Source organism: Larkinella rosea (assembly GCF_003858635.1).
GTDB lineage: Bacteria > Bacteroidota > Bacteroidia > Cytophagales > Spirosomataceae > Larkinella > Larkinella rosea.
The window spans coordinates 773,241-793,295 of the sequence record NZ_RQJO01000009.1 but is presented as its reverse complement, the minus strand read 5'-3'; the positions used below and the strand labels follow the sequence as shown (position 1 = coordinate 793,295).

17 protein-coding genes are annotated in these 20,055 nt (G+C 52.1%); 7 read left to right on the top strand and 10 right to left on the bottom strand.

Annotated features, from left to right (window positions below; all coding sequences use genetic code 11):
- Positions 1 to 73: 73 nt before the first annotated feature.
- Positions 74 to 532: a hypothetical protein gene (locus tag EHT25_RS19115; protein WP_124876723.1), complete on the top strand. Its 459-nt coding sequence runs from the start codon at positions 74 to 76 to the stop codon at positions 530 to 532.
- 11 nt (positions 533 to 543) lie between these two features.
- On the opposite strand, the gene EHT25_RS19110 is transcribed toward EHT25_RS19115, so the two are convergent.
- Genes EHT25_RS19110 through EHT25_RS19100 form a run of 4 tightly spaced genes read right to left on the bottom strand, consistent with a single transcriptional unit; the run spans position 544 to position 4,183 of the window.
- The gene (locus tag EHT25_RS19110; protein ID WP_229311644.1) at positions 544 to 1,830 is read right to left on the bottom strand and encodes an FAD-dependent oxidoreductase; all 1,287 of its coding nucleotides are present in this window, start codon (positions 1,828 to 1,830) and stop codon (positions 544 to 546) included.
- Positions 1,823 to 2,209 carry a response regulator gene (locus EHT25_RS33195; RefSeq protein ID WP_229311643.1) on the bottom strand — a complete coding sequence of 129 codons (387 nt, stop codon included), beginning with the start codon at positions 2,207 to 2,209 and terminating at the stop codon, positions 1,823 to 1,825. Before EHT25_RS33195 ends, EHT25_RS19110 begins: the two co-directional genes overlap by 8 nt.
- 49 nt (positions 2,210 to 2,258) lie before the next feature.
- On the bottom strand, positions 2,259 to 3,857 hold the full coding sequence (locus EHT25_RS19105; protein ID WP_124876722.1) for an ATP-binding protein: 1,599 nt from the start codon (positions 3,855 to 3,857) through the stop codon (positions 2,259 to 2,261).
- A 44-nt stretch (positions 3,858 to 3,901) separates the two neighbouring features.
- The gene (locus EHT25_RS19100; protein WP_124876721.1) at positions 3,902 to 4,183 is read right to left on the bottom strand and encodes a hypothetical protein; all 282 of its coding nucleotides are present in this window, start codon (positions 4,181 to 4,183) and stop codon (positions 3,902 to 3,904) included.
- A 342-nt stretch (positions 4,184 to 4,525) separates the two neighbouring features.
- On the opposite strand from EHT25_RS19100, the gene EHT25_RS19095 reads away from it, so the two are divergent.
- The 3 genes from EHT25_RS19095 to EHT25_RS19085 all read left to right on the top strand — a co-directional run bounded on the left by EHT25_RS19095 (position 4,526) and on the right by EHT25_RS19085 (position 8,705).
- A complete protein-coding gene (locus EHT25_RS19095) occupies positions 4,526 to 6,997 on the top strand; it encodes a TonB-dependent receptor (protein ID WP_124876720.1) in 2,472 nt (823 codons plus the stop codon).
- Between the two features lie 14 nt (positions 6,998 to 7,011).
- On the top strand, positions 7,012 to 7,866 hold the full coding sequence (locus EHT25_RS19090) for a GNAT family N-acetyltransferase (RefSeq protein ID WP_221622304.1): 855 nt from the start codon (positions 7,012 to 7,014) through the stop codon (positions 7,864 to 7,866).
- A gap of 182 nt (positions 7,867 to 8,048) precedes the next feature.
- Positions 8,049 to 8,705 carry a hypothetical protein gene (locus EHT25_RS19085; protein WP_124876719.1) on the top strand — a complete coding sequence of 219 codons (657 nt, stop codon included), beginning with the start codon at positions 8,049 to 8,051 and terminating at the stop codon, positions 8,703 to 8,705.
- Positions 8,706 to 8,762: 57 nt separating this feature from the next.
- Here EHT25_RS19085 and EHT25_RS19080 read toward each other — a convergent pair whose 3' ends face one another.
- Positions 8,763 to 9,554 carry a 3-keto-disaccharide hydrolase gene (locus EHT25_RS19080; RefSeq protein WP_124876718.1) on the bottom strand — a complete coding sequence of 264 codons (792 nt, stop codon included), beginning with the start codon at positions 9,552 to 9,554 and terminating at the stop codon, positions 8,763 to 8,765.
- Positions 9,555 to 9,728: 174 nt separating this feature from the next.
- On the opposite strand from EHT25_RS19080, the gene EHT25_RS19075 reads away from it, so the two are divergent.
- The gene (locus EHT25_RS19075; protein ID WP_124876717.1) at positions 9,729 to 11,102 is read left to right on the top strand and encodes a Gfo/Idh/MocA family protein; all 1,374 of its coding nucleotides are present in this window, start codon (positions 9,729 to 9,731) and stop codon (positions 11,100 to 11,102) included.
- Positions 11,103 to 11,149: 47 nt separating this feature from the next.
- On the opposite strand, the gene EHT25_RS19070 is transcribed toward EHT25_RS19075, so the two are convergent.
- The 4 genes from EHT25_RS19070 to EHT25_RS19055 form a co-directional block, all read right to left on the bottom strand.
- Entirely contained in the window at positions 11,150 to 12,058 is a 909-nt protein-coding gene (locus EHT25_RS19070; RefSeq protein WP_124876716.1) for a TolB family protein, read from the bottom strand.
- 43 nt (positions 12,059 to 12,101) lie between these two features.
- On the bottom strand, positions 12,102 to 14,492 hold the full coding sequence (locus tag EHT25_RS19065; RefSeq protein ID WP_124876715.1) for an ABC transporter permease: 2,391 nt from the start codon (positions 14,490 to 14,492) through the stop codon (positions 12,102 to 12,104).
- Between the two features lie 1,040 nt (positions 14,493 to 15,532).
- Positions 15,533 to 16,057: a YfiT family bacillithiol transferase gene (locus tag EHT25_RS19060; protein WP_124876714.1), complete on the bottom strand. Its 525-nt coding sequence runs from the start codon at positions 16,055 to 16,057 to the stop codon at positions 15,533 to 15,535.
- Between the two features lie 65 nt (positions 16,058 to 16,122).
- Positions 16,123 to 16,500 (bottom strand): hypothetical protein, encoded by a 378-nt coding sequence (locus EHT25_RS19055; protein ID WP_124876713.1) that lies wholly within the window; start codon positions 16,498 to 16,500, stop codon positions 16,123 to 16,125.
- A 182-nt stretch (positions 16,501 to 16,682) separates the two neighbouring features.
- Here EHT25_RS19055 and EHT25_RS19050 point away from each other — a divergent pair, with 182 nt between their 5' ends.
- Together EHT25_RS19050 and EHT25_RS19045 are read left to right on the top strand one after the other, a co-directional pair.
- Positions 16,683 to 17,138: a DUF4920 domain-containing protein gene (locus EHT25_RS19050; protein WP_124876712.1), complete on the top strand. Its 456-nt coding sequence runs from the start codon at positions 16,683 to 16,685 to the stop codon at positions 17,136 to 17,138.
- Positions 17,139 to 17,238: 100 nt separating this feature from the next.
- Entirely contained in the window at positions 17,239 to 18,534 is a 1,296-nt protein-coding gene (locus EHT25_RS19045; protein WP_124876711.1) for a metal-dependent hydrolase family protein, read from the top strand.
- A gap of 99 nt (positions 18,535 to 18,633) precedes the next feature.
- Here EHT25_RS19045 and uxaC read toward each other — a convergent pair whose 3' ends face one another.
- Positions 18,634 to 20,046, bottom strand: a complete 1,413-nt coding sequence (uxaC, locus tag EHT25_RS19040; RefSeq protein ID WP_124876710.1) for a glucuronate isomerase — start codon at positions 20,044 to 20,046, stop codon at positions 18,634 to 18,636.
- Between the last annotated feature and the right edge of the window lie 9 nt (positions 20,047 to 20,055).

The window sequence follows — 20,055 nt, the reverse complement described above, 5'->3', positions numbered from 1 at the left end:
ATAGCGGTTTTGTTCCGCTCAACGGTTTTTAATAAAACGCACCAATTTAACAATTTACGATACCCTTCACGACATGGACACGCTCCTTCAAACGCTGGTTGGAACCTGGTTTATTTGCAGCACTAATTTCCCCATGTGGTTGAAGGGCGACAAAACCAATCCGACGTTTACCTACACGCTCGCGAATAAAAAAGGCAAAACCGGGTTACTGGACGAAGTGAAGTACCTGAAAAACAATAAAAAGCAAACCCTGACCGGTTTTGATATGCCGGACCCAACGGACGAGCGGGCGTTTGTCTGGCGGGGAAAAGGGCTGCTGAGTCTGGTCCGCAGCCAATGGAAAGTAGCCTTGCTGGATTCGTCGGGCCAGTGGGCCGTCATCTGGTTTTCGAAAACGCTGTTTACCCCCGAAGGAGTCGACATCATCGGCCGGTCGCCAAGGCTACCGGCTGATCAACTCGCCCGGATTCAGACCTTGATGGAAAAAGATCCCCTGCTAAAAAAACACCTTTCCACCCTAAAACCGCTCTGATTAGAAGACATTTACACGGTTTTCAAATACCGCTGCACCAGATAAATTCCCGCCGACCCTTCGCCCACCGCGGCTGCCACCCGCCGGTTGGCTCCACTCCGCACATCGCCGACGGCAAAAACTCCCGGAACGTTGGTTTCGAATAAAAACGGGTCGCGGTCGAGCGTCCAGCCTTTGGTTTTGTTGTTGATTTTCGGCAAATCCGGGCCAGTCAGAATGAACCCTTTGTCGTCGCAGGGAACGAAGCCTTCGGCCATATCGCTGTGCGGGGCCGAACCGATAAAGATAAACATGGCCGCCATGTCCAGCGCGGTTTCTTCGCCGGTTTCGACATTTCGAACGACCACTTTTTCCAGGTGGGTATTGCCCGTTACCGACGCTACTTCCACCTCCGCCAGGACAGTAATGTTGGGCGTCGCTTCAATCCGATCGACGAGGTAATGCGACATGGCCGGGCTCAGGGTTTTGGCCCGGATCAAAATCGTGACACTTCGGGCGTACCGACTGAAAAACATCGCGCCCTGTCCGGCTGAGTTGGCGCCCCCCACGATGCAGATGTCTTTATCGCGGTAGGTAGCGGCTTCGGTCATGGCGGCTCCGTAATACACACCCAAGCCCTGTAACTCCTCAATGCCAGGAACTTCCAGCTTTTTCACGGACATCCCGGTGGCAAATACGATGGCGTAACAGCAGATTTCTGATCCGTCCGACAGCCTGACGTAGCGATACGGGTCGTCGCGCCGAAACGAAACCGCTTCCTGCGCTGTCAGCATTTCAGCCCCAAACCGCTTGGCCTGTGCGACGGCCCGATGCGCCAGATCGGCACCGGTAATGCCCGACGGAAAACCGAGGTAATTTTCAATGCGCGAACTCGAACCTGCCTGTCCGCCCGGCGCACTGCGTTCAATGATGATGGTCCGCAAACCTTCCGACGCGCCGTAAACCGCATTGGCCAGCCCCGACGGCCCGCTGCCAATGACGACCAAATCGTAGAACGGTTTTTGGGCCTTCGTCGTAATACCGGCTTTTTCGGCCAGTTCCAGATTCGACGGGGCTACCAGACTCGACCCATCCGGGAACAAAATCACCGGCAGCCGCGTCAGCTCGTCCGACATCGGTTTGACGAGTTCGCCAATGGCCTCATCCTCGTCCACATCGATCCACTGGTACGGAACCTGATTGCGGGACAGAAACTCTTTTGCCTCGTAACTCCGTGAACTCCAGCGTGCGCCCACCACCCGAATTCCTTCGTAGGGCAGTCGAACTTCCGTTGTCCACTCGGCCAGCAAATCATCCAAAACCGGATAGTTTTTGTTCCGGCGGGTCCCAGGGTTTCATCAGGTAATGATCCAGGCCAATGGAATTGATGCTGACAATAGCGGCTTCGGTATCGGCATAAGCCGTCAGCAATACTTTTTTTGCCTCCGGAAATAGTTTTCGGGCTTCGGTCAGAAATTCCGTTCCGGTCATTCCGGGCATCCGCTGATCGACCAGAAACAACGCCACCGGCGTTCCCCGCTGTTTCAATTGCCGGACTGCTTCGAGGGCTTCCTGCGCCGAACCGGATTTGATGAGCCGGTATTGGCTTTTATAATGTTGCCGCAAGTCCCGCTCGATGGCGGCCAGAACTTCCGCGTCATCATCTACGCAAAAGACTACAGGTTTGGTTTGTGCCATACTTCTCAGACTGACTGAATTCTTGTTTGGGTAAAACTGCTCTGCTTTCTTAGTTACAATCTGGAATCAGGTAATGGATCGGTAATTTGACCGTAAACGTCGTTTTTCCCGGTTTGGACTGTACGTTGATCGATCCTTTGTGCTTTTCGGTGATGATTCCGTAGCAGGTCGAAAGGCCCAGACCGGTTCCTTGGCCGGGGGCTTTGGTCGTGAAAAACGGATCGAATATCCGCGATTGGATCTCCGCCGGAATGCCGGGTCCATTGTCCTCAATTTCCACCGCCACGCAGTTTTTGTCTTTTCGGGTCCGAATCGTCAGTTCGCCGTTGGAATCCATCGCCCCGATCGCATTGTCGATCAGGTTGGTCCAGACCTGGTTTAGTTCGCTGCCGTAGGCCGTAATTTCCAGTACCTCAGCGCAATAGGCCCGATGGACGGTAATACCCGCCTTCAACTTACTGCGTAAAATAATCAGCGTATTTTCGATGCCTTCGTGCACATTGACCTGCTGAATAGGTGCCTGCCCCAGAAAGGAATAATTTTTCAGTGCAACGACAATCTCCGAAATCCGGCCCGAACCTTCGCTGATTTCGTGCAGCAACGAATAGACCGGATACAGGTGGGCCGCCCAGACGACAATGGCGCGAAACGGCGTTTCGTCATAGGCCGGAGCCAGCTGACTCAATTCCTTCTTGCATAATCCCATCGAGACCAGCGCCGGGGCCAGTTCCCAGGCGTTTTCGATAGCGTGATCTTCCAGCCACTCTTCGGTATTGGCCTCGTCGTCAGCACGTTGCAACGAGTCGACGTACACGGGTTTCGTCGACCGGTTCAGGGCCTGTTTCTCCAGACGATTCATGAATTCCCGGTCATCCGGCGACAAATCGAGGTGATCGACCTCCAGCCGTGCCTGTTCCAGTTTCGATAAAACCGTCCGCAGTTGCTGCGATGCCCGGCGGGTTGCAGCCGCCGGATTATTCAGTTCGTGGGCCACCCCGGCCGCCAGCGTTCCCAGGGTAGCCATTTTCTCAGATTGAACAACCTGCAACTGGGCTTCCTGCAAACGCTGAAGTGCTTCGTTCTTGCCCCGCACCACAAAATTGACCAGCCACAACAGAATAGTTGAAATAACGGCTATGTTCATCACCATCGCCGGAACGGAATACGCTTCCGCATCGTCGGGCCGAATCCACGCTTTAAAATTCTGATCAAAATACCCACTAAATAGGGTCAGCACGATGTATAACCCCAACCAGAATGCCACCTTTCGGTTGCTCTGGTAAGTGACCGAAGCCGCCAGCGACATCAACGCCCACAGCATCACGGCTCCCGAAGCAATAAAACCGCCCAACACCCACTGAAACAGAAAAGGCAGCAACAGGCTGATGCCCGTTTGAATGGCTTTCACCACCCGAAAATCGCCGGAATGATGAAAATACAACAGATTTACCGCAGTGATCAGAACGTATCCAAACGGAACGGTCGATTGCCATTCGCGGTTCAGCACCAACGCCAGAATGCCCCAGAGGATGCCCCCGCCACTCATCAACAGGGCCTGATAGACCAAAAACCGCTTTTGAAGAATAGCATCTTCCCGGTCATTCGGCTGTATCCCGATGGACGCAATGTAATCAACGATGTTTATCATCGGATGCGGATCGTTCAGAGAACTAGTGGAAACGGTATGGGCGGTTACGAGTCAACAGAAGGCGTTCCGTGCGCCGTGTCAACCGTTGCAAAGGGCTTAAAATGCGTCAGTTTGATCACTTTACTTTTTTCGCGGAACAGGGGCGGAACGGCCATCAGTGCCTGTTCGTGGCTGTCGGCTTCGATGATGGCGTACGCATTGTGGTCGTCGTCGTAACAGCCCCATTCGAAATGCGTTAAAAAACCGGCGTGATAAGCCCGAAAATACTTGATTGCCATGCGGCAATCGGCCTCGGTATGGTTGGAAATGACGATGTAGCGATTCATAGGGTCAGAGTTCAGCCGAAAGGTAGATCATTATTCCTAAAAGCACTCATTTCCTGTGGGTTACTCACGGAGTTTTCACTCTCCATTTTTCACTGCTGTCGATAAACCAACGGCTGCCCATCCAATCCCGACCCATGGCCCGATTTTTTGGGAGCAATCCTTTTTTAGTTTTCGTCTGAACCCAAAAAGTCCTATTTTTGCCAAATAACTTCCAGATTGCGGTCTGCAAGGGATCATCTCTACTAAATAATAGCGATCAAAGGAACCGCCCGACGGCTCCCGACTGGTCTTTCATGAATCAGGCCACCTCCCGGCTTTAGCGAATCAGTATACCCATTCCGAATGAATTTAACCTTTACGACCCCAACGGGCATGCGTTTTTTTACCTATCCAACCGCTCTACTTTGGCTGTGTAGTATCATCCTGTCTCTGTTCCTTTTCCCCTCGTCTGGCTTCGCGCAGGATGGGAAATTAAAAGTGAAAGGAAAAGCTTTAGATGCCCAAACCAACGCGCCCCTGATCTTCGCCAGCGTCCGGTTGTTCAAACAGGCCGACAGCTCGTTCGTGGCCGGAGCCATTACGACCGAAACCGGTGATTTTTCAGTCGATGCCGTTGCCGGAAACTACTATGCCGTACTGGAATTCATTGGGTATAAACCGCTTAAAAAATCAGCAGTACGGCTGACCAAAGAAAATTCTCCGCTCGATCTGGGGACGATTAAGCTTACCGCTTCGGCCAGTACGCTGGATGAGGTGGTGGTGCAGGGCGAGAAGAGTTCGATGGAATTCTCGCTGGATAAGAAGATTTTTAACGTCGGCAAAGACCTCGCCAACGCGGGCGGAACGGCCGCCGACATTCTGAGCAATGTGCCGTCAGTGGCCGTCGATGTCGAGGGGAACGTTAGTCTGCGGGGCAGCGGCAGTGTTCGGATTCTGATCGACGGAAAACCGTCCGGCCTGGTCAGCATCAAGGGCGGCAGCGGTTTGCAGCAATTGCAGGGAAGCGCCATCGAACGCATTGAAGTGATCACGAATCCGTCGGCCCGCTACGAAGCGGAGGGCATGGGCGGTATCATCAACATCATTCTCAAGAAAGAGCGAAAAGAAGGCTTCAACGGGTCGTTCGACATCATTACGGGTTATCGTCCCAATTATGGGCTGGCCGCCAACGTCAATTACCGGCGTAAAAACCTGAATTTTTTCGTCAATTACACGGCCTCGTACCGCAATTCGCCCGGCCGCAGCACCCAGTATCAGGAAGTATACCGCAACGATTCGACCTTTTTAACCCAGCAGAATTCGGACTACAAACTGAAAGGCCAGAACAACAACGCCCGGGCGGGGATCGATTATTTTTTCAACGACAAAAACGTCCTGACGGGCTCGTACACCTGGCGGATCAGCAAAGGGAAGCGGTTTACGGACATCCGTTACCGGGATTATATTTCGAACCTCAGCAACCCGATCGGTATTACGTACCGGACGCAGGACGAAACCGAAACCGAGCCGAATTCCGAATACGCCATCAGTTACAAACGCTCGTTCAAACGGCAGGGTCACGAACTAAATATGGACGTCCGTTATTTGGACAACTGGGAAAAATCCGACCAGTATTTTGGACAGAAAAACGTCTTGCCCGACGGCAGCCCGTCCACCATTCCGGCTACCTTGCAACGCTCGATCAACGACGAAACAGAGAAGCAGTTTCTGGTGCAGATCGATTACGTGCAGCCCTTTGCCAAGGACGGCAAGTTTGAAGCCGGTTTGCGGAGTAGTTCGCGCGACATGACCAACGACTACTGGGTTCGTCAGCAGACGTCCGACGGCGGCTGGGTGCCGCTGCCCGGTTTGACCAACGACTTTCTGTACGAAGAAAATATCAACGCGGTCTACGGGATTGTCGGCAACAAAACCCGCAAATTGTCGTACCAGGCCGGTTTACGGGCCGAGTGGACGGACGTAACGACCACGCTGAAACAAACGAACGACGTGAATCCGCGCAGTTACGCCAACCTGTTCCCGAGCGTACACGTCACCTACGACCTGCCCCGTCAGAATGCGCTGCAACTGAGCTACAGCCGCCGGGTGCGCCGACCGACGTACAACGATTTAAGCCCGTTCATGACGTTCAGCGACAACCGGAATTTCTTCAGCGGGAACCCCGATCTGAACCCGGAATTCACGGATGCGTTTGAGGTGGGTCACATCAAATACTTCGCAAAAGGTTCGATTGGTTCGTCGCTGTATTACCGCTATACGACCGGAAAAATCATTCGGATACGCCGGGTCGACGCCAACGGTTTCTCGAACACCCGTCCCGAAAACCTGGCCACCGAAGATTCGTACGGAGCGGAGTTCACGAGTTCGTATACGCCCTTAAAATGGTGGAAAATGGACGGAAGTTTCAACTTTTTCCGGGCGATCACGAACGGCAACAACCTCGATGCCACCTTCCAGAGCGATACGTATAGCTGGTTTGTGCGGGCCACGAACCGTCTGACGGTCTGGGACAAAACCGACGTTCAGCTCCGCGCCAACTACGAAGCCCCGCAACAAACCCCGCAGGGAAGACGCAAAGCCATTGCGACGCTGGATTTTGCGGTCAGCAAGGACATTATGAAAAATAATGCCACGCTAACGCTCAACGTCATTGACGTATTCAACTCCCGGCGGTTTCGGTCGATTACGGAAGGGGCTAATTTTTACACCGAAAACAACTCGCAGGGCCGGTTGCGACAAATTAACCTGACGTTCAACTACCGCTTGCGGCAGGCCAAGAAAAAAACGAAGGATGTGGGGGAAGGCGATTATTAAAACCAGCTCGGATCATGAGTGAACTACAAATTCGCCGGATGACGCTCCCGGAATTGCAGGAAATGGCGGTAGCTTGGGCCGCTGCCGAAGGCTGGAACCCCGGTTTACACGACGCACCCGGTTTTTATGCCGCTGATCCGGAGGGCTTTCTGGGAGGCTGGCTGAACGGCGAGCCGGTTGCCTGCATTTCGGCGGTTCGTTACCGACCGGATTTCGGATTTATCGGTTTTTACATCGTCCGACCGGACTACCGGGGCAAAGGTTACGGGCTGGAAATCTGGAAAGCCGCCATGCAGCACCTGGAAGGGCGCAACATCGGCCTCGACGGTGTGGTAGCGCAGCAGGAAAATTACAAACGCTCCGGTTTTCAGTTTGCCTATAATAACATCCGCTACGAAGGAATGAATACGCCCGAATTCATTCCGCAAACCAGCGCCAGCCTGGTTTCGTGCCATCAACTTTCGTTTGATGAGCTGATGGCTTACGACCGGCGGTATTTCCCAGCCGATCGACCGGAGTTTCTCACTGCGTGGCTTCGGCAACCGGAAGCCGTCGCGCTGGCCGTTGTTACCGAAAATCAAATTCAAGGGTACGGCATGATTCGTCCCTGCCGACAGGGGTATAAAATCGGTCCTTTATTTGCCGAAACACTGGACGTGGCCGAGCATCTTCTAAACGCACTTGGTCAGCAAATCCCTCCACAAGCTCCTTATTATCTGGATGTTCCGGCTGTGAACCCCGACGCCGTAGCTCTCGCCGAGCGGCATGGGATGCAACCGGTTTTTGAAACGGCCCGTATGTATACCGGGCCCATTCCCGAAATCGACATCAACGGCGTTTTTGGGGTGACGACTTTTGAGCTGGGCTGACGGCTAAAAAACCGCTCAAACGTTCTGCCGTCATCGTTGAGTCTTCCGGTTCGGAAATGGCGCCAGCTATTAACCGATCTCTACCCGTTACCAAGTCTGGTTATTGTTGTCACTGTTGTTTTCAGACATTTGAATCCGAATCCGGCCGCTACCGGATCGATTCAACACACGAACAACAACTGATGACACACACTAACAACTTCAACACCGCCCCGGAACCATATCGGGAGCAATCGCTAAACACGGTTTATGAACTGCTTTTCGGCGACAATCCTGACCTGTACAAAGGCGTCATGCAGGAGCCGTATCAGTACCCCTGGAATGTCTTGCTAGCCGACACGGTTTACGCTGCCGATTTGCAGAAAGTGGCCGCCGATCCTGAGGCAGAATCCCGGGCCAAAATCCTCGCCTACAGCCGCTTACGAACCAGCGGTCAACGAATTGCCAAACGGGAGCTGCTGGCGGTTATTATCGAAGTTGGTCTCGACGACGGGCTGGATGTCCTGGCTTCGTTTCAGGACGGAACGGCGCGGTATATCAATCATTCCGAAAAGCTCATCATTTGGGAAACCGTCGACGCCCAATCCTTCGCGCTGAGCAATAAACTGTTTCAGGACAGCATCTCGATCGTATCCAAAATTGGTCCGTGGAACGGGGCAAGACGTCCGTATCCGGAAGAGGGGAATGTCCGGATTTCGTTTCTGGTATCTGACGGACTCTATTTTGGGGAAGGGCCAATCAACGTTTTATTCAATGATGCACTGGCGCGGCCGGCCTTGCAATCAGCGACGGAGTTAATGCAATTTCTGACCGAAAAGGTAATGGCGAATCAGAAGTAATCACCCAATAAATCGTAGTGAATTCAGGGCCCGGAGCATCCCAGGCCCTGACTTTTTTCAAAAATCCGTTTCGGCCGTCTTCAGATCCAGTTCCTTGATCCAGATGTTCCGGTAATACACATCGTGGCCTTCGGCCTGCAGTTTCAGCCCGCCCGGTGTGTCGGTGATGCCTTTTCCGCCATCATTGCCCCCATCGATGCCCGAATTTTTGCCGCCCCACACCTGGTTGATACCCTGATTCTTATGTACTTTTTTGCCGTTGAAATACATCGTCAGCATGGCCTTTTCGGTGCGTTTACCATCCTTGAAGCGGGCGGCCCGGAAAACAATGTCGTAGGCGTTCCACTTGCCCACGCCGTTGTATGCGTAATACGGTGAGGGCGTTTCGTTGATCACGGCCGCCATTCCATGCGAGGTCGTGTCGCCGTCGAGCACCTGAATTTCGTAGCGGTTTTGCAGATAGACGCCACTGTTGCCCCCCGGTTTTACAATATAGAACTCGATGTGCAACCGGAAATCGCGGAATTGCTGCTTGGTTACAATGTCAGCAGAACCGTATATGCCGCCCTTCGCCGTAGGGTCGTTGGTGTTCAGAACCGTGCCTTTTCCGGTGGGGTCTTTTTCAATGGTCCATTTAATGGGCGGGGTAGCGGCAAACCGGGGGCCTTCCCAGTAAATCCATTTTGAGTCGAGCATCTTACGCGATCCATCGAACAGGACTTCAGCATCTTTCGGGGCTTTGGTCCCCACACCCACCTGCGCTTCAGCACGCAATAGAATACCCGAACAGAAGACGGATAGGAATAAAAAAAATCGAAAGGGAAGTAATGGGTTGATCGAATATTTCATCAGTGAATGGGTTTGGAGTCGATTAAATAACCGTGGGCTAAAGATAAGCGGGTTTCTGTAAATGCCGATTGGAAATTCTCGATTATCGATTTAATTTACATCCGGTTAGCGAATCGAAATGGGTAGTTTACAACCTCGATTTCCTTGCTATTTCAACTCCTAAATCCTTTAAAAATGAAAGAAAAAGACTTCACCGTTTCCCGGCGGGATTTTCTGCTGGCGGCTGCGGCAACTGCCCTGGCTCCCCCGCTGGCGCTCCGGGCTTCCAAACGTAAGCTCGGTCCGAACGACAAACTCAACCATGCCTGCATCGGCGTCGGAGGCATGGGCTGGGGTGATCTGAATCAGTTCGGCAAGCACTCCAAGGTCAATATTGTCGCCCTCTGTGACGTGGATTCGGTTCGGTTGAAAAAAGCGTCGGAAGCCTTCCCGAATGCGCGGACCTATACCGACTGGCGCGAGCTTCTCGAAAAAGAAGGCGACAAAATTGATTCGGTGAACGTGACCGTGCCGGATCATAACCACTTCGCCATTGCCGTAAACGCCATTCGGGCGGGCAAACACGTTTATTGCCAGAAACCGATGTGTCACGATGTGGCGGAGGTGCGCGCCCTGACCGAAGCCGCCGTCAAAGCCGGGGTCATCACCCAACTCGGTACGCAGATTGCTGCCACCAAAGGCGACCGCACGGCCGTGCGCTGGATTAAAGAAGGTGCTATCGGTAAAATCAAACACGCTTACCTGTGCTCAAACCGCCCCGGCGCCGTTGAAAATTACCGGCTCGTGGGACCGCGCCCGGCCGAAGGGCAGGAAGCGCCCTTAACCCTGAACTGGGATTTGTGGCTCGGAACCGCCCCCGCGCGGCCTTTTTCGCCGGACATCTACCACCCCTCCAAATGGCGGGCCTGGCAGGATTTCGGAACCGGCTGGTCGGGCGACATCGGCTGCCACATTTTCGATGCCGTCTGGAAAGGTCTGGGCCTGAAACCGCCCAAATCGGTGATTGCCGAAGTGCAGAAATCCTGGGAAGATTCCCCCGCGCGTCGGGCCGACACCTGGCCGCAGGGTAACCACATCACGTGGACGTTTCCCGGCAATAAAATGACCGAGTCAAAAACCCTGCCCCTGGAATGGTTCGACGGTGAATTTTACCCACCGGAAGAAATCCGGGCCTTGTATTCGGTCGCGGATTACCCGGCCGAATCGGCGATGCTGATTGGCACAAAAGGTGCGCTGCTCATTCCGCACGGTGGGTTCCCGGTTTTGTTACCAAAAACCAGTTTTGAAAACTATAAAGTACCCGAACTGCCCGATCGCAACCACTACCACCATTTTGTGGATGCCTGCCTTGGCGGTGAAAAAACCGAGTCGCACTTCGCCCAATCCGGCCCCATGACCGAAGCGATTCTGCTGGGAACGGTGGCCATTCGCGTGCCCGGCAAACTGCTGGAGTGGGATGCAGCCAGGATGAAATTCCCGAATAATCCCGACGCGGAGCGGTATCTGAGCCGGATTTACCGCGACGGCTGGCGAATTGCCGGCTTGTAATAAACTTTCAAAAAGCCGCAAATGGAATCCGTTTGCGGCTTTTTTAGTTACCGAAGCGCATTAATCACCTCAGAACTGATCCAGAAAAGGTCACCATCCCGGCTGAAAAACAGGTATTTTCCATCGCTGGAAACGAAGGGGCAAAACTCATATTGATCGGTATTGACGGTTTTGCCCATGTTTTTGGCTTTCTGCCACCCTCCTTTTGCGTCTTTGAAACTGATGAACAGATCGCCCTTCCCCAAACCGTCGGGCCGCTCGGCGCAAAAAATCAGGTACGACTCATCGGGGGCCACAAACACGTCAGCTTCGTAATGATCGCTGTTGACCGCTCCGTCGAGCTTCTGTGCGGGCTGAAATTCTCCCTTCGAAAACCGGGACGAATACACGTCGTAATTGTTGTCGTTGGCCTGACCGGTTCCCCGGTTCGACGAGAAATACATCGTTCCGTCTTTGGTAAATGACATGTAGTATTCGTTTTTTCCGGCATTGATGAATTTTCCGGCGCTAATGATCCGGGAGGAATCCCAACCGGTTTTGGTCCGGTTGATGTACCAGATGTCAAAATCTTTCTTCGCCCCTTTTCCGTCGGCCGCGCGGTCGGAAATGAAAAACAGCTTCGTTCCGTCCGGTGACAGAAACGGATCGTTGTATTCGTACTGATCACTGGCCAGGACGATTGCCGGTTCGGTCCAGTGGTTGTTTTCAAACCGAATCAGCCGGATTTGCGGTTTTTTGTTGATGATAACGGCGTAATAAAACTCCTTGCCATCTTTCGAAAAAACGGAGCCGTATTCGTATTTATCTTTCGCCGAAACCGCCCCCGGCGCAAACACCTCCGCGACCAGACCCGGCGGTTTTTGATTCAGGTACATCGACGAAACCGGCATCGTCCGCTGGCCGATCGTTTCAAAAGTAATTAGGAAACAGACAGATAAAGATTGAATCAGCTTCATGGTTGGGGATAGGTTATGCAAATGGAAGTTCAGGCGGTTTTACTCACTCGGCCCGCAAGCTCTGCACCGGATTCATCAACGCGGTTTTGACGCTCTGGAAAATGACCGTAAGCAACGCAATCAGCAACGCCAGCGAGCCCGCCAGCGCAAACACCCACCAGTCAATATCGATCTTGTAGGCGAAATCCATAAGCCACTGCCGCATGACGTACCAGCCAACCGGTGTTGCCAGCGCAATGGCAATCAGCACCAGTTTCAGAAAGTCCTGCGACAACAGCGCCACAACGCTGGCCACGGAAGCCCCCAGCACCTTCCGAACGCCAATTTCTTTCCTGCGCTGCTCGGCCGTGAAAGTCGCCAGACCAAACAGTCCGAGGCAGGCAATGAAAATGGCAATGCCCGAAAAGGCCAGAAACAAACCGCCTTTCCGTTCATCGGAACGGTATTGTTCGGCAAATGTCTGATCCAGAAAAGTGTATTCGAACGGCTGATTCGGGTTTACTTCTTCAAACGTCTTCTGCACGTACGCCAGGGCCGCCGGAATATTTTTCGGAGCCACCCGGATGAGCAAATGATCGCCTTTTTTCCGGCTCATGACCAGCAGCAGCGGTTCGATCTGGTTGTGGAGCGAGCGCAGGTGGAAATCATTGATGACCCCCGCAATCGCTACTTTCTTTTCGTTTACTTCAATCAATCCCGTCGTCCGGTTTTTCCAGCCTAAGCGCTTAAGCATCGCTTCGTTGACCAGAACCGCCCCGGTAGAGTCACTGCTCAGCTCCGGCGAGAAATTACGACCTTCTTTTAGCCTGATTTTCAACACCTTCAGGAAGTCGGCATCCACGGCGAAATGTTCCGTGCTGATGGGTTGCTCTTTTCCGCCGACATAAAAACTGTAGGTCGATTTGTCATTGATTTCACCGCCAACCGAACCGTTCGTCAGGCTCGCATTCGTAATCAGACCATTCTGCAACAACCTGGTTTTCAAAACCGTAGCCGACTCCTGCACCGATGGCGATTTGAGCGCCAGCGAAATGACCTGTTCCTGATTGAAGCCCAGCTGTGTCGTTCGCATGTATTGCAACTGCCGGTATACGACGATCGTTCCCACGATCATAACCATCGAAATGGCAAATTGCAGCACCACCAGCGATTTCCGCAACAGCGCCCCTTTCCCGCTGCCGGTAAAACTTCCTTTTAACACCGAAACCGGTTTGAATCGGGACAGAATAAAAGCGGGGTAAAGTCCGCTGACCAAACCGACCAATACTGTAAAAATCGCCAGAAATCCGGCGGTTTGCCAGTTCCAAAAGTCCAGTGACAGGGATTTATCGGCGATCAGATTGAAAAAAGGCAGCAGCGTATACAGCAGCGTCAGGCTGACGAAGCTGGCTAAAAACGCCAGCAAAAAGGATTCGGTCAGAAACTGCGCCACGAGGTGAATCTTCAGCGAGCCGATGGCTTTTCGCACCCCGATTTCCTTCGCGCGGCCAGCCGACCGGGCCGTTGCCAGATTGATGTAATTGAAGATGGCGATCAATAAAATGAACAAACCAATGGCCGAAAATGTGTACACGTAGGCCATCGTGCTCCCATTTTCTTCGCCCATCAGGTGAGTCGACCGCAGGTGCATTTCTGTCAGCGGCTGGAACGTGACGTTGAATTTTACCTTAGCCCGGCTATCATCGCCAATGGTCTTGGCAATATACTTTTTATAGAAGGCCGGCATTTTGCTTTCCAGCCCGGCCCGATCACTTTCCTGATTCAGTAAAACGTAAACTGCCGAATTGAAACTATCCCATTTTTCGAGCCGGATCCCGCTGGCTTTCGGGTTGGTATAAGGCAGAATGGCGTCAAATTTCAGGTGGTGATTTCCCGGTATGTCGCCGATAATTCCGGCTACCGTAAAAGGCTGGTCCTCTTTGAAAAGAACGGTTTTTCCCAGCAAACCGTCCGTTTTGCCGAACAGATTCATCGCCAGTTTCCGGGTCAGCACTACGCTGTTCGGATGCATCAGGGCGGTTTTTGGGCTACCTGCGATGAAGGTGTAATCAAAGAACGAAAACAGCGTCGAGTCGGCATAGATCAGGTGCTTGACATACAGCGCTTTTTCGCCTACCCGGAACAGATTTTCATTCCCGGTTTTTATTCGCAGCACGTTCCGGATTTCCGGGTATTCGTGTTGCAAAGCGGGCCCCATGGGTGCCGAAGCAATGCCCAGTTTGTATTCATTATCCGCCCAGCGAATGTCCAGGTTGACCCGATAAATATGGGCGGCATTTTTATGATACCGGTCATAGCTTAATTCATCCCGGACGTAAAGGCCGAGCAGAAGGACGCAGGTCATGCCGCTGGCCAAACCCAGAAGCGTCAGAAGGCTGTACGTCTTGTTTCGAATCAGGTTTCGCCAGGCAATTTTGAAGTAATTTTGCAGCATAGGTCGGAAAGATTGCGGATTTGCAAAGGAAGCTCAACTATCATACCATGACGATAAAACCGTATTTAGAGCTCCTTTAAGGCCTTTTCGTTGAAATTCCTGTACGGTTTCGGACAACATCTGTCCGGTTTTAGTTGGCGGACGGGCGGCTGATTCCTTAGTCGGCTAACTGATTCAGGCGCGTTTTTATGATGTCGCCGGAGGAGGATCTTTTGAAATGAATGGAATGCTTCGAAATCGACCAGATAATTGGCATTCCGATAGCGAATATCCTTCTTAGCCCAATTGCTAAATTCCTGCGTAGGATGGTGTGTCCGGTTGAAAGCGACCAGGAGCGAATCCTCAGAAAAAATCCGTTTTTTAATGTCTGACAAATAGGCTTCCGTCGATTTATCTTTTGGGTTCGGCCGAAAGCTTTCCAGGTTGGTATACTGATGGTATCTCAGCATATCCCGCGAGGTTTCCGGATGGTTTCCCGAAAGGATAACCGAAGGATACCGCGTTTTCTGAAAATCCGCGGATGTTAACCGGATGTACAAGCTATCCAGTGGGTTAACATATAATTCGACGACTCCTTTATCGTACCTTAGTGTCATATCGCGTGCGCGTACGATTTCAAAATCAAATTGAAAACGACCGGATGAATCCAGTATCGAAGTGAGCCGGGTTGGTGTAGCGGTTAATTGGGCATAGATGAGCGAAATGACCCGGGAAGAATTTCCAGCAAGTTTTACCTGTCCGCTAATAACGACTCTTTCCGCTTTAAAATCCGGTGCTTCTTTTGCAAAAGCCCACGAATCCGTCCCCCCAAACAGCCCGAAAAATGACGTTTCAAAAAGTAGTAAAGCTACCTTTAGCGGGGAAAAAATCGTTTTGAATGGCATAGTTAGCGAACGTTCTGGTAGAAACCAATGGACTGATCAAATATAACTATATTTTTAGTTATTGCCTATTGGGATCTACTTTAAAACGTTACTTAGCCACCGGTCATGATTTTTATATCCGAAACGGGCAGAGTACGGTTTTGGAAAACCGCCCTCCTACTCGTCCGACAACGCCAGTTTGATATGCGCGAGATGGTGTTGGGTGTGCCAGGCCGAGATCGCCATGGCCTGCGCCTGGTTGAACCATATTTTGCGAACCGGGTGGTAATATTTGATGGCCAATTGCTCTTCCGTCAACGACTTCATCAGGTAAACATAGCGACGCGTAATGCTGTCAAATGATGCCAGCGAATCCTCGATCGGGGCGGTTTTTGCATCGGGTGTTTGCACCCATTTGTCCATATCGATAAGCGTTACCACCTCATAATCAGGCTCCGTCAGTGCTTTTTTCATCCGAAAAAAGTGGACCAGCTGAATGTCGCTGACGTGGTGAATCAGTTGCTGAACCGTCCAGCTTCCTTCCCGATAGGTTTTAGCCAGATCTTCCGCCGACAGGTTTTCGACCAGCAGCCGGTAGCTGGCGGGGATGGTTTCTAAAACGGTAATGAATTGCGAAAGCTCTTCCGGCGAATACGTTTCCTTGTAGTTAAAAAGGCCGATGGGGTATCTGCGGTTGTCCATGTTGGGTCAAAATATCAGCAATTTTAAAAAAAAGCGGCAATTGAAACGGGTTTCCGGTTTTTTATTCATCCATTTCCGGCAGAAACCGGCTCGATTTGAAAAAACAGCGTCAATTTTTCACCGAATACCCGTAAAAAAGGTCGGTCAGACGAACGTCCGTTAATCAGACCGATCACCTGAATGAGCCGAGTATCCTTTAATTCTTGATCACTTTGATCACCTGCTGATGCAGGGGCTTCAGCACTTGCAAAAAATTTAGGCCCAACGATTGGCCTGGCAACGGCAACTGAATTTTCTGTTGCGACTCGGTCACTTCTACTAAAAATTCGGCTGATTACCCCAAAGAGGCCTGACCAGGCAGGATTGCGGGAAAGGTCATGATACAATTTATTATTTACGACGATGGCACACCCGGAAAAGCAAATCCAATCGCGTGAAACCACCACGATTCTACACGAAACTAATAGTAATAATTTCCATATTGGCTAATTTACAGACACTTAAAAACCGGCTACAGCTAAAAAATGTAACCTAAATCCGGAATTTTATATACCTAATGTAGGCTATTTTGCAATCGCCTTTTTTACTATTTTTGTGTAAATCACTTCAAAAACCGCATCAGCCTATGAAATACCTAGCTATTCTGACGCTTGCCTTCGGAGTCTCACTCAGCGCCGTCGCACAGGACAATGTGAGTTACCACGGCAAAAAAATCACCGCCGATAACGCCACACCAACGACGGCACTGGCGGCCAAAATGGGCGATAAAAAAGAGTTAGCGACCAAAGTGGAAGGAACCGTCGAGTCGGTTTGCCAGGTAAAAGGCTGTTGGATGCGCGTCAAAACCGCTGATAACCAAACCATGCTGGTGCGGTTCCGCGACTACGGTTTCTTTGTTCCGAAAGACATTGCCGGAAAAAATGTGGTTTTTGAAGGCACCGCCGAAACCAAAACCACGTCCGTCGCCGAACTTCGCCATTACGCCGAAGATGCCGGAAAAAGCAAGGAGGATATCGCCAAAATCACCGAGCCCGAAAAAGCCCTTACGTTCACGGCGGATGGCGTGATCGTGAAAAAATAAAAAGCTGACAATCAGACCGGAATCACATTCCGATTCTGATAAATATGTATCTTGAAAGCCGCAATCCATGCGGCTTTTTTGCTTTAAAACCATCAATAGCATGAAAAAATACTACTTCCTCTCCCTGACGGTTTTCCTTCTCAGTACTTCTCCCCTCTTCGCCCAGCAACGGACGCTGATTCATTGCGGCAGCCTGCTCGACGGCGTTCGCAACGACCTCCAGCGCGAAATAACGGTGATCGTGGAAGGCACTAAAATTACCGCCATCCAGAAAGGGTATACCAAACCGGCGGCTTCGGATCGGCTGATCGACCTGAAAACCAAAACCGTATTGCCCGGCCTGATCGACATGCACGTCCACCTCGAAGGGGAAACCCGCCGGGGCGGCACGCTCGACCGGTTTACACTGAACGTGCCGGATGTGGCGTTTCAATCGGCAAAATACGCTCAAACGACCCTCCTGGCGGGATTTACGACCGTTCGCGATCTGGGCGGTACGGGTGTCAACGTCGCGCTGCGGAACGCCATCAACCGCGGATTAGTCGATGGGCCGCGCATTTTTACGGCGGGCAAAACCATTGCCACGACAGGTGGGCATGCCGACCCGACCAATGGTTACCGCAAGGATTTGATGGGTGATCCGGGACCGAACGAGGGCGTTATCAACGGCCCCGAAGAAGCCCGGAAAGCCGTGCGACAACGGTATAAAGACGGTTCGGACCTGATCAAAATTACGGCCACCGGGGGTGTTTTGAGCAACGCCAAAGACGGTTCGGGGCCGCAGTTCACGGAAGAAGAAGTCCGGGCGGTGGTCGAAGCCGCGAAAGACTACGGATTTGCCGTGGCCGCTCACGCCCACGGTGCCGAAGGGATGAAGCGGGCTATTCGGGCGGGCGTGAATACCATCGAACACGGTACGATGATGGACGACGAAGCCATCGAGTTATTCAAAAAGCACGGCACTTACTATGTTCCGACGATCATTGCAGGCAAAGTAACCTCCGATTCGGCCAAAATATTTGGGTATTATACGCCGTTCGTTACGCGTAAAGCCCTGGCCATCGGCCCGCTGATTCAGGGAACATTCGCCAAAGCCTACAAGGCGGGTGTCAAAATCGCGTTCGGCACCGACGCGGGCGTTTTCGTCCACGGCTACAATGCCAAAGAGTTCGAATACATGGTAGAAGCCGGTATGCCACCCCTGGAAGCCATTAAGTCGGCGACGATCGTCAACGCCGAGTTATTGGGCATGAAAACGCAGATTGGCTCCGTCGAAACCGGTAAACTCGCCGACCTCATCGCCGTCGATGAAAATCCCCTTCAGAATATTAAAACGCTGCAAACCGTGCGGTTTGTGATGAAAGAAGGGAAAGTGTATAAAGGAGGAAGGGATTAAGGGAAGAAAGGATTAAAGGAGGAAGGGACGAAGGGAAAAGGATGTGCTTTGCATTTTCCTCCCTTCGTCCCTTCCTCCTTTAATCCTTTCCTCAATTTTTTAAAACCCGAAATATTCTTCGGCGTTGTTATAACAAATATTCTGAACGAGCTTCCCGATCCACTCGATGTCATTGGGTAATTCACCGTTTTCGACATCGTTACCGAAAATGTTACAGAGAATCCGGCGGAAATATTCGTGACGGGGGTACGACAGAAAGCTGCGCGAATCGGTCAGCATGCCGACAAAACGGCTCAGTAAACCCATGTTCGACAACGCGTTGATCTGCCGCTCCATGCCGTCTTTCTGATCCAGAAACCACCAGCCCGATCCAAACTGAATCTTGCCCGGCGTCGAACCATCGTTGAAGTTACCGATCATGGTCGCCATGATTTCGTTATCGCCCGGGTTCAGGTTGTACAGAATGGTTTTGGCCAGTTGATCCCGGTCGTCCAGGCCGCCCAGAAACCGCGCCAGCGGACCTGCCTGCCGGAAATCGCCGATGCTGTCCCAACCTGTATCCGGCCCAAGCGTTCGCAGGGCTCGTTTGTTGTTGTTGCGCAGCGCACCCAGGTGGAACTGCTGCGTCCATCCTTTTTCCCAATCCCATTCCGCAAACCGGTCGAGCATATACGACTTGAATTGCAGCCGCTCGGTTTCGCTCAAAACCGCATTGGAAAGTAATTTCTCAAAAACCGCACGAACTCCCGATTCGGTATAGGGCTCCGCGTAAATAAGTTCCAGGCCGTGATCCGACAACCGGCAACCGGCTTTGGCAAAGTAATCATGCCGGTTTTTCAGGCATTCGATGAACACATCGAGCGTCCGGATGTCCTGATTGCAAACCTCGCCGACCCGTTTGACATACGCCTGAAAAACCGGCACATCGTCGATCGCCATCGCCTTGTCGGGACGAAAGGTTGGCAGCACTTTGATCTCAAAACCGTCGGCCGCAATCTTTTTATGATGTTCGAGTGAATCCGTCGGGTCGTCGGTAGTGCAGACGGTTTTGACGTTGAAATGACGCAGCAAGACGCGGGTCGACATGCCGGGCAGTTGCTCGGTACAGGTATCGTAAACCTGCCGGGCCGACGTGGCATTCAGCACGGTTTCAACCCCGAACGGGTTTTTCAACTCCATGTGCGTCCAGTGGTAGAGCGGGTTCCGCATCGTATACGGTACGGTTTCGGCCCACTTCTGGAATTTCTCGTAATCCGATGCGTCGCCGGTGCAGTATTTTTCCGCAATGCCATTGGTCCGCATGGCCCGCCATTTATAGTGATCGCCGTAGAGCCAGATTTGCGTCAGGTTTTCGAATGTTTTATCGGCGGCTATCTGGTCGGGCGGCAGGTGACAGTGGTAGTCGATGATCGGCATCGCCTTGGCATAGTCGTGGTAAAGCCGCCGGGCGGTATCGGTCTGAAGCAGAAAATCTTCGTCTAAAAAGGATTTAATCGGTTGATCAACCAGCATGATCGTAAT